Consider the following 13288-nt stretch of genomic DNA (forward strand, 5'->3'; position numbering starts at 1 on the left):
GGCGCGATTTAGCTTCAACCTTACAAGCATTCGCATCCCGCCGGCCCAGATGTCGGGCCCCGCTGCCAGCATGTCCGCCGACTTGAATTAAGGCCGCGCAGCTGCGCCCGGCTACCGTCCGTCCTTCGGCGCGTACATGATGTCCACGTCCCACCGGGTGAAGCCCAGGCGCCGGTACAGCGCCACCGCCGGGATGTTGTCCGCGTCCACGTACAGCATGACGGCGTTCAGCCCCTGCTTCTGCAGGTACTTGATCCCTCCGATGGTCAGGGCCTTGCCCAGCCCCGTGCCCTGCGCTTCGGGGGTCACGCCGACGACGTAGACCTCGCCGATCGCCGGGTGCTCGCCGTGACGGGGATGGACCTTGGTCCAGTGGAACCCGCGCAGCGCGCCCCCGGAGTCCACGGCGAGAAGGAAACCAGCGGGGTCGAACCAGGGTTCGGCCATCCGGGCCTCGAGGTCGGCGCGCGTCATGTTTCCCTGCTCCGGGTGGTGCGCGAAGGCGGCCCTGTTCGCGGCCAGCCACGCCTCCTCGTCCTGCCCCGGGACGAAGGTCCGGAGCGTGATGCCACCGGGCAGGGCGGCGTCCGGCAGCTGCGCAGCCGATGTGGTGAGCCGCATTTTCCAGAGTTCGCGCACGGGGCTGTAGCCATAGCGTGCCGCCAGCTCGGCAGCCGCCTCGTGGTTGCCATGGGACCACGCCTTGAGCCCGGCGAACCCGCGGATGGCCTGGAGCTCGCCCACGAGCCGGTCCGCCACGCCCTGGTTGCGGTAGCTGGGGTGGACGGCGACTTCCAGCACGCCGTTGCCATCGCGCTCCTCGACCACGACGGCGAAACCAGCGAGGTCCTGGCCGCTGGAAGGATCGGACTTCTCATCGGGGCTGTAGAGGGCCAGCGCCAGCAGGGATTGCTCGCCGGAGTCCGCGCCGCGGAGCGTCACGAGCGTCTGTTCGGACAGCGGCGGGTTGCCGTCGGATTCCTCCGCGGCGGCCACGAGGGCTTGGACGTCCTTCAGGAGCTGCGCATCCGCAGCCCCCTTGGCGACGAGTACGGGCCAGTTTTCCGGATGCGCGGGACTCATGGTGCAAGGCTATACGGTGGCGCCGCCGTCGGGCCGATTTGGACCTGCCGGATCCGTTACGTATAGTCGTTAACTCATCCGGCGGTTGGCTTCCAACCGTTGAACCGGATGCGAGGGGGATCCACCAGTGGGGTGGCCTCGATACGTTCGACCCGTATGTCCTCCACTCGATAAGCAGAAAGCCCCGGACTCCTGAGTCCGGGGCTTTCTTGCTGCTGGAGCCTAGGCCTCGCTGAGTTCCTCTTCGGGATGTCGGGCCAGGGTCAGGCGGTAGCCGACGTTCCGCACGGTGCTGATGAGGTTCTCGTGGTCGGCGCCGAGCTTGGCCCGCAGCCGTCGGACGTGGACATCCACAGTGCGGGTGCCGCCGTAATAGTCGTAGCCCCAGACTTCGGTCAGCAGCTGCTGCCTCGTAAACACCCGGCCGGGGTGCTGGGCAAGGTACTTGAGCAGCTCGAATTCCTTGAACGTCAGGTTCAATGCGGCGCCGTTGACGCGGGCGGTGTAGCTGGCCTCATCGATGACGACGCCGGCGGCCCGGATCTCTGTCGGCGCGTCGTCCAGGTCGGGCACCGCCCGGGCGATTCCGAGTCTGATGCGGGCTTCCACCTCGGCAGGTCCCGCGGACTCGAGCAGGATGTCGTCGACCGCCCATGCCGAGGAGACGGCGGCCATTCCGCCCTCCGTAAGGATCAGCATCAGCGGAGCGCTCAGGCCGGTGGCCTTGAGAAGCTGGGTGAGGGAGCGGGCGCCGACGAGGTCTTTGCGGGCGTCCAGGAGGACGATATCGCAGGGGTCGGTGTCCAGCAGGGCAGTGGGTTCCGCCGGCAGAATGTGGACGCGGTGGTTAAGCAATTCCAGCGCAGGCAGGACGTCCACCGATGAGCCGGTGCTGTTCGTCAAGAGCAGGATGTGCGACATGGTTCCTCCAAGGGGTGACCGCGCATCGTTGGGCGTCTGTAGCTGGGATTGAGTATACCGAAGGGCCCCCTTTCTGACAGGGTCCCGATCCCTTGGGCCGGTCCTTTTGCGACATATTGCGTTCACATAAGGCAGGATTGAGCCGTCAGGGCCCACGGTCCGGGCGAGCCGATCAGGTCCAATCGGGGTCCGCAGAAGCGAAGGTACGGGTTGATGGCGGGAATTCAGTGAAGACGTGGAGCATGGGAGTCATCGGCCTGGCTGGTCTTGCCGCCATCATCGCGGCCACCTACTCCTCGCCCGCGGCCCTGCTCGGCGTCGCAGGCCTCACGGCCCTCGGCACCGGGATCGGCTGGCCCTATTTCCTGGGGATCCCGGCGAAGAAGACCCTGGCGGCGCTGATCGGACTGCCCGGCGTTGGATCCGCGATCGCAGCCACCTATCTACCTGCCCCCGGGTTCCTGGACTGGACTCCGTCCTTTATCGCCGCCGGTGTCACGGCCATCTTCGTCATGCAGCTGCTCCGCGGGACAGGCCAGGCCCAGCGCCTGGAGTCAACGCTCGGCTCCTGCGCCGGCGTGATGTTGTCCTGCCTCGGGGCGGGATGGATCGCCTCCTCCCGTTTCAACGGAGTCCGGGAGATGGTCCTGGTGGCGGCGATCAGTTCCGCGATTGCGCTTCTGGCCGGTTTGATCCGGTGGCCGGACCGCGTGGTGGCGCCGTTGGGTATTATCGGTGCGGGGCTGGCAGGCCCGCTCGCGGGGCTGGTGTTTTCCGACATCGCCGTTCTTCCGGCAGCGCTTGTGGGCGTCGTTGTGGGGTCGGTGCTGGTGAGCTTCCGCCGGCTCGTGGTCCTCCGCGGCGAAACCCTGGACCTTCCGGCGGCCCTAGGGATCGGCCTGGCCCCGGTCTCGGCAGTAGGTTCGTTGGCATACTTCATAGACAAACTACTCATGTACTAACGCGTTAGGATGGCATCATGTCCGTACTTGCATTTGAGATTTTCTTCCTTGTCCTGCTTGGGATCGCCAGCATCTCGATGGCCTGGTTCGCAGGCTTTGTGGTCTACCGCCTCTTCAAGGGCCAGAAGTAACCCGCCAGAAGCGGATATCCGTCCAGAACCCGTAGTTTCCAGAGGTAGCTGCCGTGCCTATTGAAATTCCTACAGATCTGACACCGGAAATCGTTCCGCTGTCCTGGCTCATCGGTGAGTGGGAGGGCAGGGGCCGCCTCGGTGCGGGGGACCAGGATTCCGAGCACTTCCTGCAACACGTCTCCTTCACCCACAACGGACTGCCGTACCTCCAGTACCGTGCCGAGAGCTGGCTGACCGACGACGAGGGCACCAGGCTGCGTCCGCTCACGGTCGAAACCGGTTTCTGGGCACTGGAACGCAAGCAGCGCGAGGAAGACAGCGGGCCGGGTCTGATTCCCGGCGACATTGTTCCGGTCCTCAGGAGCGCCGAAGAGGTGGAGGCCCTGCGCAACAGCGACGGGGGCTTCGACATTTCGGTGTCCATCGGCCACCCCGGCGGGATCTCGGAGCTGTATTACGGCCAGATCAAGGGTCCCCAGATCCAGCTGAGCACGGACATGGTCATGCGGGGAAGCCACTCCAAGGAATACACGGCCGCCACGCGGATCTTCGGGCTCGTCGAGGGCCAGCTGCTGTGGCGATGGGATGTGGCAAGCGGCAAGAACTCCGGGCCCGGAGGCGGGCTGGAGGCCCATGCCTCCGCCATCCTGGCCAAGGTCGGCTGACCGCCACCGTGGAGAAGGGGAGCTACAGCGACCTTAATGCTGTGTTCTTCAACGGCACCCTCAAGAGATCGCCCCAGACGTCCAACACGCAGGGGCTGATTGACCTTAGCCGCGGCATCATGGAAAAGCAGGGGGTCACCACGCAGGTGATCCGCACTGTGGACCACGACATTGCCAGCGGTGTCTATCCGGACATGCGGGAGTACGGCTGGGCAAGCGATGAGTGGCCCGAGCTCTACCCCGCGGTCCAGGCGGCCGACATCGTGGTCGTGGCGGGACCGATCTGGCTGGGCGACAATTCCTCGCAGACCAAGAAGCTGATCGAGCGGCTCTACGCGCATTCCGGCCAGCTGAACGAGAAGGGCCAATGGGCTTTTTATCCCAAGGTCGGAGGCTGCCTCATCACCGGCAACGAGGACGGCATCAAACACTGCTCCTCGAACGTCCTCTACAGCCTCCAGCACATCGGCTTCACCGTCCCGCCGCAGGCCGACGCCGGCTGGATCGGCCCGGTCGGACCCGGGCCCAGCTACCTCGACGAAGGCTCCGGAGGCCCGGAAAGCGACTTCACCAACCGCAACACCACGTTCATGACCTGGAATCTGCTGCACCTGGCCCGGATCCTCAAGGATGCCGGCGGCTATCCCGCCTACGGCAATCTGCCCGAGGCCTGGAAGGCCGGTACACGCTTCGACTTCGAGAATCCGGAATACCGCTAGGCCGGAAGGACTTCTACTACATATGACTACCAAGAGCCCCCTGTTGTCGCGCCCGGGCGCGGTGGAAGCCGGCGGTGCCGATGCCGGCGTCGCGTCCCACTACGGTGAGCCGCTGCGCGAGCAGCGGTCGCTGGCCGCCGGAACCGCCGTCGTCGACCTGTCCCACCGCGGCGTCGTCACCGTCAGCGGGCCGGACCGCCTGAGCTGGCTCAACACGCTTTCCTCGCAACAGGTCACGAACCTGGCGGCCGGCCAGTCCACCGAGCTGCTCCTGCTGAGCGTGCAGGGCAGGATTGAGTACGACGCCCGGGTAGTGGACGACGGCGGCACCACCTGGCTGATCGTCGAGGCCGCCGAGGCGGCTCCCCTCGCTGAGTGGCTGACCAAGATGAAGTTCATGCTCCGGGTCGAGATCGCGGACGTGTCGGCGGAATGGGCCGTCCTGGGTTCCACCCGGCCGATCCCCGAGTGGTCCTCGCTGCAGGTGTGGGAAGACCCCTGGCCGCACATCGGCGCCGGCGGCTACTCCTACGCCGCGGTCGGCGAGGAGTCCCACCCGGGCCTGGAACGGCCCTGGTTCGAGTACCTGGTCCCGGCCGCCGAGCTCGAGGCCACGGTGGACGGGCGTCCGCTGGCCGGCGTCTGGGCCGCCGAGGCGCTGCGGATCGCGGCGTGGCGGCCGCGCTGGGGCGCGGAGACCGACGACAAGACCATTCCGCATGAGCTGGACCTGCTGCGTACCGCCGTCCACCTGGCCAAGGGCTGCTACAAGGGCCAGGAAACCATCGCCCGCGTCCACAACCTTGGCCATCCGCCACGGCGGCTCGTGTTCCTGCAGCTGGACGGCTCCCAGCACACCATGCCGGCCGTGGGCAGCGAGGTCCGGGCCGGTGACCGCAGGGTGGGCGCCGTGACGTCGGTGGCCCAGCACTACGAGATGGGTCCGGTGGCCCTGGCTGTCATCAAGCGGTCCGTCGCCCCGGATGAGGTCCTGACCGTCCTTGACGGGGACGAACCCTACACTGCGGCCCAGGAAGTGATCGTGGCTCCCGACGCCGGCCAGGTAGTGGGCCGCCAGACCGGATTCCTCAGGGGGACACGGTGACCGCCGGAAACAGTGCGCCGGACAGCGAGACGCTCGCCTTGGCCCATGCCCTCTTCGACGCCGCGCGGGAAGGCAACTCGGGGCTACTCGGCAGTTACCTGGCCGCCGGGGCGCCTGCCGGGCTGACCAATGCCGCGGGGGATTCGCTGCTGATGCTGGCGGCCTACCACGGCCATGCCGACGCGGTCCGGCTGATCCTGCAGCACGGCGGCGACGCCAATGCCGCCAACGACCGTGGCCAGACCCCGCTCGCGGGAGCCGTCTTCAAGGGCTACGCCGACGTCGTGCAGGCCCTGGTGGAGGCCGGTGCTGATCCGGACGCGGGAACGCCGTCCGCCCGGGCCGCGGCGCAGATGTTCGCCCGCGCGGACCTTTTGGCCCTGCTCGGCTGAGCTGTCGCCCGGGCTAAACCCTGGCCCCGATGTTCCTCGTCGCCTTGCGTGTCAATATTCCATGTGGAATAGTTCTCGTGGAATAGGTGTCCCGCCGAGGGACACCACGCGGCGCCGGGAGCGCCCCGTCCAGCGCGTGGAAGCCGCGTCCACCAGTGGAAAAGGATGACCGCACCATGGCCCGAGCCGCGACCCTGACCCCTCTGGGCGTAGCCGCACTCTCCCTGCTGGTCGAAGAGCCCATGCACCCTTATGAGATGTACCAGCTGCTGGTGGCCCGGCATGAGGACCGGCTCGTCAAGGTCCGCCCCGGCACCCTCTACCACGCCGTGGGCCGGCTGGAAGAGCAGGGGCTCGTTGAAGCCACCGGAACGGACCGCGAGGGCAACCGTCCGGAACGGACCACGTACAAAGTCTCCCCGGCCGGCCGGGAAGCGCTGACCCGGTGGATCCAGGACATGCTCGCCGTGCCGGTGAACGAGTACCCTGCCTTCCCGCTGGCGGTGTCCGAGGCGTACAACCTGCCGGCCGGCGTCGTCGTCGAACTGCTTGACCGCCGCCTCAGCGAACTGGAGGGGCAGCGGAAGCTGCTCATCGCCTCCCAGGAGAAGGTGCGGGCCAAAGGGGTCGACCGCAAGTACTTGATCGACCTGGAGTACCAGCAAACGATGCTCGGCGCCGAGATCGGCTGGATCCAGGGCCTGCAGGACGAGCTCGGCACCGGCCGGCTGTCCTGGTGACGGCATTCCCGGACCGGGCCGCCCCCCATCACTTATTCCCACCAACCAATCCCACCAGCACCTTAAGGAACCCTATGGAAAACGTAGCCAGGCCGTGGCCGGCACTCTGGTCCCTGGTGATCGGCTTCTTCATGATCCTGATCGACACCACCATCGTTTCGGTGGCCAACCCGCGGATCATGGAAGGCCTCAATGCCGACATCAACTCGGTGATCTGGGTGACCAGCGCCTATCTGCTCGCCTACGCCGTTCCGCTGCTGATCACCGGCAGGCTGGGTGACCGCTTCGGCCCCAAGAAGCTCTACCTGAGCGGGCTGGTGGTCTTCACCCTTGCCTCGCTCTGGTGCGGCCTCTCCGGCGACGTGCAGACACTCATCGTCGCACGGGTCCTCCAGGGGTTCGGCGCGGCAATGATGACACCGCAGACGATGGCCGTTATCACCCGCATCTTCCCGCCGGACCGCCGCGGCGCCGCAATGGGCATCTGGGGTGCAACGGCAGGCGTCGCCACCCTCGTGGGCCCGATCCTCGGCGGCGTCCTGGTGGACGGGCTCGGCTGGCAATGGATCTTCTTCATCAACGTCCCGGTGGGTATCACCGGTTTCGTCCTCGCCTTGCGCTTCGTGCCTGCACTGACCACGCACCCGCACAAATTCGACATTCCCGGGGTGCTGCTCAGCGCCGTCGGCCTCTTCCTGCTGGTCTTCGGCATCCAGGAGGGCGAGACCTATGACTGGGGGACCATCACAGGGCCGATCACCGTCTGGGGCCTCATCATCTGCGGCCTCGTGGTTCTGGCCGGCTTCGTGGTGTGGCAGCGGTACAACAAGGGCGAGCCCCTGCTTCCGCTTTCCCTCTTCCGGGACCGGAACTTCTCCCTTGCCAACATCGGCATCACGACCGTCGGTTTTACGGTGACCGCCTTCAGCCTGCCGCTGATCTTCTACTACCAGATCGTCCGCGGCCTCACGCCGACCCAGTCCGCGCTGATGATGGTTCCGATGGCCGTCATCTCGGGCGGACTCGCCCCCGTGGTCGGCAAGATCATCGACCGCGTCAACCCGAAGTACATCACGGCAACCGGGCTGGTCCTGATGTCCGTGGCGCTGTTCTGGAACGCCTCCCTGATGCACCCGGACACGCCGATCTGGCTGTTCCTGCTGCCCAGCGCCGTACTTGGCTTTGCCAACGCCGGAATCTGGGCGCCGCTGAGCACCACCGCCACCCGGAACCTCCCGCCCCGCCAGGCCGGAGCCGGTGCAGGCGTCTACAACACAACCCGCCAGATCGGAGCCGTGCTGGGCAGCGCCGCCATCGCGGTCCTGATTCAGGCACGGCTCGCGGCGGAACTCCCGGCAGCACCGGGGGGCGCGGCCAGCTCGGGCGAGGCGAGCCCGATGTCGTTCGGCGGAAGCCTGCCTGAGGCCCTGCACGCGGGATTCTCGACGGCGATGGGCCAGTCCATCCTGCTGCCGGCAGCCGTCATCCTGCTCGGCGCGGCGGTGGCCCTGTTCTTCGCCAAACCCCAGCCGGCGCAAAACTGGGGTGCCGCTCCGGGTCAGCGACCGGAAGGCGCGGCCTCACCGGGGGAACAGGCTGCCAGGCGGCGCTGGCGACGTTGGTGGGGCTGGCGCTGGCGCCCGGCGTCCGGCGCTGGCTGGCGCGCCCGGCATCCGGATCAGCCCAGCAGGACGCTGGTCTGGATGCCGCCGGCGGCGAAGCCGAGGCTCCTGGCGATCGCCAGGGAACCCTTGTTGCTGACATCGGAGCGCCACTGCAGCGTCAGGCCGGATGTGAGTGCCTCGTGGGCGGCGATTGAGGCAGCCAGCGAGCCCAGCCCCTGGCGCCGCCACTCAGGAGCGACCAGCACGCCCATGTGCGCCAGGATCCCTTCCCATTCTGTGTAGGCACCGCACGCCACCGGCGTCCTGCGGCCGTCCTCCAAGTGCAGAATCGTAAACCGGTGCTCGAGCTCTGACAGGCCCACTTCGTTGACATCATCCGGTGGACAGGCCGCTTCGAGTTCGACCGCTTCCGGGTTGCCGTGGGAGACGGTCAGGTCCTCTGAGGGCTGCGCCAGGGGCAGATCGTCCGCGAAGAAGAGTGCCGCTGCGCCAAGCCCGTGCCCGCCGTGGTTCCGGGTGATGGTCAAGAGGGTGACGTGCTGTGCGAGCTCTTCGTCGGGCAGCCCGGCGGCGGCATCGAGCGCCCACTGCGGGCCCACCAGGGCCGAGTTCCCGAACAGGCGGATGAAGTCGACCGTACGCCGGGACTCATCAGCCCGGGTGAGGCGCCTGCCGGCGGACGCGGCGAAGTCGCCGTCGTCGAATCCCAGATTGCGCGCCCACGCGAGCTGGATAATGTCAGCGGAACCGGGCTCAAGACTCATGCCTCAACCCTACCCACCGCCGGCCACGGCTCAGCGGAAGAGGGCTGCTGCCTCGGGCTCCAGCGGCCCGGAAGCGAGGGGCATGTCCAATCCAAGTGCCCAGGTGCGAGGGGCATGCCCAGTCCAGGGCCAGGTGCGAGGGGCATGTCCAATCCAAGTGCCCAGGTGCGAGGGGCATGTCCAATCCAAGTGCCCAGGTGAGAGGGACATGCCCAGTCCAGGGCCAGGTGCGAGGGACATGCCCAGTCCAGGGCCAGGTGCGAGGGGCATGTCCAATCCAAGTGCCCAGGTGAGAGGGACATGCCGGGCTCCAGCGGCCCGGAAGCGAGGGGCATGTCCAATCCAAGTGCCCAGGTGAGAGGGACATGCCCAGTCCAGGGCCAGGTGCGAGGGGCATGTCCAATCCAAGTGCCCAGGTGAGAGGGACATGCCCAGTCCAGGGCCAGGTGCGAGGGGCATGTCCAATCCAAGTTGCCCGGTGCGAGGGACATGCTCAGTCCTCGTGCCCAGGAATGGACATAACCCCACTATGCCCATTGGGCGGTGAAGGCGGGGAGCATGTCCCTCGGCGAACGGGAGTAGAGCCGGACATGCCCAGCCAAAAGTGGGTACGCCGGACATGCCCAGTCCAGGGCCAGAGGCGAGGAACATGCTCAGTCTTCGTGCCCAGGAATGGACACAACCCCACTATGCGCATTGGGCCGTGAAGGCGAGGAGCATGTCCCTCGGCGAAGGGGATGAAAGTGGGACATGTCCACTCGTCAGACTGAACTGGTCCCCGACCGCCCCGAGGAAGTGCGCTGTTCGCGGCTTCTTCTCGGAGCGGGACGGGCTCAGCCGAAGAGGACCGCCGCCTCGTCGTAGCGGTGCTGCGGAACCGCCTTCAGGTTGCCAAGGGCTGCGTCGAAGCCGACGTGGACAATGTCGGTCCCGTTGAGCGAAACCATGGTGCCCCAGCGTTCCTCGACGACCGAGTCGATGGCAGCCATGCCCAGGCGGGTGGCGAGGACCCGGTCGAACGCCGTCGGTACGCCGCCGCGCTGGATGTGGCCAAGGACCGTGGCGCGGGTTTCGATGCCAGTCATGGCCTCGAGTTCCGGGGCGAGCAATTCGGCGATGCCACCGAGGCGCGGGCGGCCGAAGGTGTCGAGGCCGCGTTCGGAGTGCGGAGCCTCCTGACCGTCCGGGACGAAGCCTTCAGCGACCACCACGAGGGGTGCACGGCCACGGTCGTGGGCCGATCGGACCCAGTCCGCGATCTGGTCCATCGAGGCTTTCTGCTCCGGGATGAGAATGGCGTGGGCGCCGGAGGCCATGCCGGCGTGCAGCGCGATCCAGCCCACGTGGCGGCCCATGACCTCGGCAATCATGCAGCGGTGGTGGGATTCTCCGGTGGTGCGGAGCCGGTCGATCGCCTCGGTGGCGATTTCCACGGCGGTGTCGAAACCGAAGGTGTAGTCGGTGGCGTCGAGGTCGTTGTCGACCGTTTTGGGGACTCCCACGATCTTGAGCCCGGCGTCCGTGAGCCGTTTCGCGGCGGCCAGGGTTCCCTCGCCGCCGATGGCGATCATGGCGTCGAGACCGAGGCGTTCCATGTTCGCCTTGATGACGTCGGGGCCACCGTTGTTCTCAAAGGGGTTGGTGCGGGAGGTACCCAGGATGGTGCCGCCCTGTTTGGCGATTCCGCGGACCATGGTGCGGGGGATGTCAATGACGTCGGCTTCGACGACGCCGCGCCAGCCGTCCAGGAATCCCACGAACTCGTGGCCGTGGACGGCGATGCCCTTGAGGACGGCGCCACGGATGACGGCGTTCAGCCCCGGGCAGTCTCCGCCGCTGGTGAGGATTCCAATTTTCATGTCTCTGCTCAAATCCTGGTGTGAAGGGGTACCGGCAGAGCGCCACGCTGAGCTCACCCTAGAGTCTAATGGCGTATGTGGGGCAGGACACAAACGGTTACCAAGAGGAGTGCCCCCGCCGGAGGGGCGGGGGCACTCCGGGGTGCTGCGGGCGCTTCCGGTCGGTCGGGCGCCGGGGGTCGGTTCAGGGCCGGCGCGACCTGTTCTCCAGGAAGGACTGCAGGACGATGGCGTTGCGCTGGTCCGGAAGGATCAGCCAGGCCGCGAGGTAGAAGATGAAAGCCGGTCCGGGCAACAGGGCGAGGAGCAGGAACGCGATCCGGACAAATGCGACGTCGACGTTCAGCTTGGCCGCGATACCGCCGCAGACCCCGCCCAGCCAGCGCTCCGGACCACGTTGCAGGCCGAGGCCCCTGACGATGCTGAAGAATTTTTCCATGGTTTAAGACTTCCCTGTCGAAGATTTTTTGTCACGCCCGCGGGCCGAAATGAGCCCGCCGACCACGAGCGCTGCCCCGGCGCCGAGCATCAGCCCGATCAGGACGTAGCTTCCGTTCAGGTCCACCAGGCCAAGCCGGGCAACAATGATCAGAGCGGCGAGGGCCAGCACGATCAGCCCCCAGACGATGGTCCCCACGCGGGCCGGCGGGCTTGCCGGTTGCTCCGGGCCGCCGGCGGTCCGGGGAGTGGCCGGTGTGTTCCTGGCGGAGCCGCCCGTCGGGTATTCAGAGCTGCTCATGTCAGTTTCCTTCCTGGATGGTCACGTTGCTGAAGGTGCCGGAGATCCGGAGGATCAGCCGTGCGCCGGGCTGGCCGGTGTTGTAGTCGTTTTGCTGGGTGGTCATGCCGCCGTGGCTCCGGCCGCCCTCATTGAGGTTGCCCATGGTCATGTCCGTCTGGATTTGCACGGGCACGGTGCGCGGGATGAGGACGGTCACGTTGCTCGCCGTTACGTCGAGAGGAACGGCGACGTCGGACGTGAGCGGCGGGGTAAGGGCCAGCTGGGTGAGGTCAACCGTCCCCCTGCCGCCGGTGATCTCAAACCCGCTCCGGGCCTGCTCGATGCTGGCCGGGGACCAGTCAGCGTCCTGGAAGCGGAACCTGTCGCCGTTCGGAATGCTGTTGAAGACGCTGCCGATAATCAGGGCTACTACGGCGAAGAAGCCGAGGATTCCCGCCGTACGCCCCCGGAGGCCTGCGACGAGGATCCCGAGGCCCAGGACAGCTGCCGCACTGGCCCAAACGATCGCGGTGCTCGAGTTCCCGAGGTCGACGACGTTGGCGGCGTCGAGCGCTTTGAGGCCGCCGCCGACGAGGAGGGCAGCCCCCGCCGTGACGGCCACGGCCGGGGCGCCGGGGCCAAGGTTGCGGGGCTTGGCCGGCGGGACCGGGCCGCCGGGAACGGGACGGTAAGGGCTACCGGGCGGTGGAGTCGTGCCTGACGGCGGGGCGGCACCCCAGCCGGGGCCGGGTAAGGTGCCGGCATACGGCGTGCTTGCGTACGGTGTGCTTGCGTACGGCGCGCTGGCGAAGCTTGCGGTCGGTTCCTGCTGGGCCGCGTGCGCCCGCCCGGCCGTTTCCGCCCCACTCACGGGGCCGCCGGGGTGGGCGTAGGCCATCGATGGAGCTCCGTCGGGTGTTCTGTTGCTGCGCCGGACGAGGTAGTAGACGAGGTAGCCGATGCCGACCAGCCAGAAGACGGTCCAGAGGAAGCCTCCGAAGCCGTGCCGGTCCCATCCCCACACGCCGCTGCCCAAGCCGGGCAGGCCGATGAGGGAAGTGACCAAGGCGCCGGTCATCCCGCCGCTCCACCGCCCTGCACCGGCTTCCTGCAGGTGGATCCGGCCGTCGGGTTCCGGGAGCAATGCCCAGGCGAGGCCGTACAAAAGCACGCCGACGCCGGCGAAGATGGCCAGGACAATGAAGATGCCGCGGACGATCAGCGGGTCGACGCCGAGCCGGTGCGCAATGCCGCTGGCAACGCCACCCACCCACCGGTCCCGTCCGCGGTAAATCCGCTGGCTCCTGACCCACTCGAAAAATGACTGTGAGCGGGCGCCGCCCGGCGCAGGTGTGTTGCCGTAGTACGGCGGGGGAGGCGGCGGGGGCGGGGGAAGAGTGCCGCCTTCCGCGCCGGCACCGGCCGGCACATCCAACGGGACGGTGGGCGATGTGCCGGCCGAAGCGGCGTCCGGAGATTCCTCGCCGGACGCAGGAACTGCAGAGGATCCACTGCCCGGTGCGGGGCTGGACGGGTCCTGGTTTTCATCGGGGTGCGGGGTGTGCGGATTCATACTTCGATCCTCCCCGTTGCCGCAG

The 13288-nt window shown here is 67.3% G+C and carries 13 protein-coding genes and 1 pseudogene; 7 read left to right on the top strand and 7 right to left on the bottom strand.

Annotated elements, in window-relative coordinates; translation table 11 throughout:
- Positions 1-111: 111 nt before the first annotated feature.
- Entirely contained in the window at positions 112-1083 is a 972-nt protein-coding gene (gene mshD / locus QFZ65_RS05855; protein WP_306908917.1) for a mycothiol synthase, read from the bottom strand.
- A 222-nt stretch (positions 1084-1305) separates the two neighbouring features.
- Positions 1306-2004: a response regulator transcription factor gene (locus QFZ65_RS05860; protein ID WP_306908919.1), complete on the bottom strand. Its 699-nt coding sequence runs from the start codon at positions 2002-2004 to the stop codon at positions 1306-1308.
- A 227-nt stretch (positions 2005-2231) separates the two neighbouring features.
- Here QFZ65_RS05860 and QFZ65_RS05865 point away from each other — a divergent pair, with 227 nt between their 5' ends.
- From QFZ65_RS05865 to QFZ65_RS05895, 7 genes and pseudogenes are all read left to right on the top strand, one after another.
- A complete protein-coding gene (locus QFZ65_RS05865) occupies positions 2232-2966 on the top strand; it encodes a permease (protein ID WP_306908922.1) in 735 nt (244 codons plus the stop codon).
- 184 nt (positions 2967-3150) lie between these two features.
- Entirely contained in the window at positions 3151-3765 is a 615-nt protein-coding gene (locus QFZ65_RS05870; RefSeq protein WP_306908924.1) for an FABP family protein, read from the top strand.
- An 8-nt stretch (positions 3766-3773) separates the two neighbouring features.
- Positions 3774-4484 (top strand): flavodoxin family protein, encoded by a 711-nt coding sequence (locus tag QFZ65_RS05875; protein ID WP_306908926.1) that lies wholly within the window; start codon positions 3774-3776, stop codon positions 4482-4484.
- 22 nt (positions 4485-4506) lie between these two features.
- A complete protein-coding gene (locus QFZ65_RS05880) occupies positions 4507-5589 on the top strand; it encodes a folate-binding protein YgfZ (protein WP_306908928.1) in 1083 nt (360 codons plus the stop codon).
- Complete coding sequence (locus QFZ65_RS05885) at positions 5586-5981, top strand: ankyrin repeat domain-containing protein (protein WP_306908930.1); 396 nt, start codon at positions 5586-5588, stop codon at positions 5979-5981. The genes QFZ65_RS05880 and QFZ65_RS05885 overlap by 4 nt, the downstream gene beginning before the upstream one ends.
- A 176-nt stretch (positions 5982-6157) precedes the next feature.
- On the top strand, positions 6158-6721 hold the full coding sequence (locus QFZ65_RS05890) for a PadR family transcriptional regulator (RefSeq protein ID WP_306908931.1): 564 nt from the start codon (positions 6158-6160) through the stop codon (positions 6719-6721).
- 74 nt (positions 6722-6795) lie between these two features.
- A pseudogene (locus QFZ65_RS05895) lies at positions 6796-8322 on the top strand (DHA2 family efflux MFS transporter permease subunit); the annotation flags it as partial.
- 77 nt (positions 8323-8399) lie between these two features.
- Here QFZ65_RS05895 and QFZ65_RS05900 read toward each other — a convergent pair.
- The 5 genes from QFZ65_RS05900 to QFZ65_RS05920 form a co-directional block, all read right to left on the bottom strand.
- A complete protein-coding gene (locus tag QFZ65_RS05900) occupies positions 8400-9110 on the bottom strand; it encodes a GNAT family N-acetyltransferase (protein WP_306908933.1) in 711 nt (236 codons plus the stop codon).
- Positions 9111-9943: 833 nt separating this feature from the next.
- Entirely contained in the window at positions 9944-10969 is a 1026-nt protein-coding gene (locus QFZ65_RS05905) for a 6-phosphofructokinase (protein ID WP_306908935.1), read from the bottom strand.
- A 184-nt stretch (positions 10970-11153) separates the two neighbouring features.
- The gene (locus QFZ65_RS05910) at positions 11154-11408 is read right to left on the bottom strand and encodes a PspC domain-containing protein (RefSeq protein ID WP_306908937.1); all 255 of its coding nucleotides are present in this window, start codon (positions 11406-11408) and stop codon (positions 11154-11156) included.
- Positions 11409-11411: 3 nt separating this feature from the next.
- The gene (locus QFZ65_RS05915) at positions 11412-11708 is read right to left on the bottom strand and encodes a hypothetical protein (protein WP_306908940.1); all 297 of its coding nucleotides are present in this window, start codon (positions 11706-11708) and stop codon (positions 11412-11414) included.
- A 1-nt stretch (position 11709) separates the two neighbouring features.
- Positions 11710-13263 (bottom strand): PspC domain-containing protein, encoded by a 1554-nt coding sequence (locus tag QFZ65_RS05920; RefSeq protein WP_306908942.1) that lies wholly within the window; start codon positions 13261-13263, stop codon positions 11710-11712.
- Between the last annotated feature and the right edge of the window lie 25 nt (positions 13264-13288).

Source organism: Arthrobacter sp. B3I9, assembly GCF_030816935.1.
Classification (GTDB): domain Bacteria; phylum Actinomycetota; class Actinomycetes; order Actinomycetales; family Micrococcaceae; genus Arthrobacter.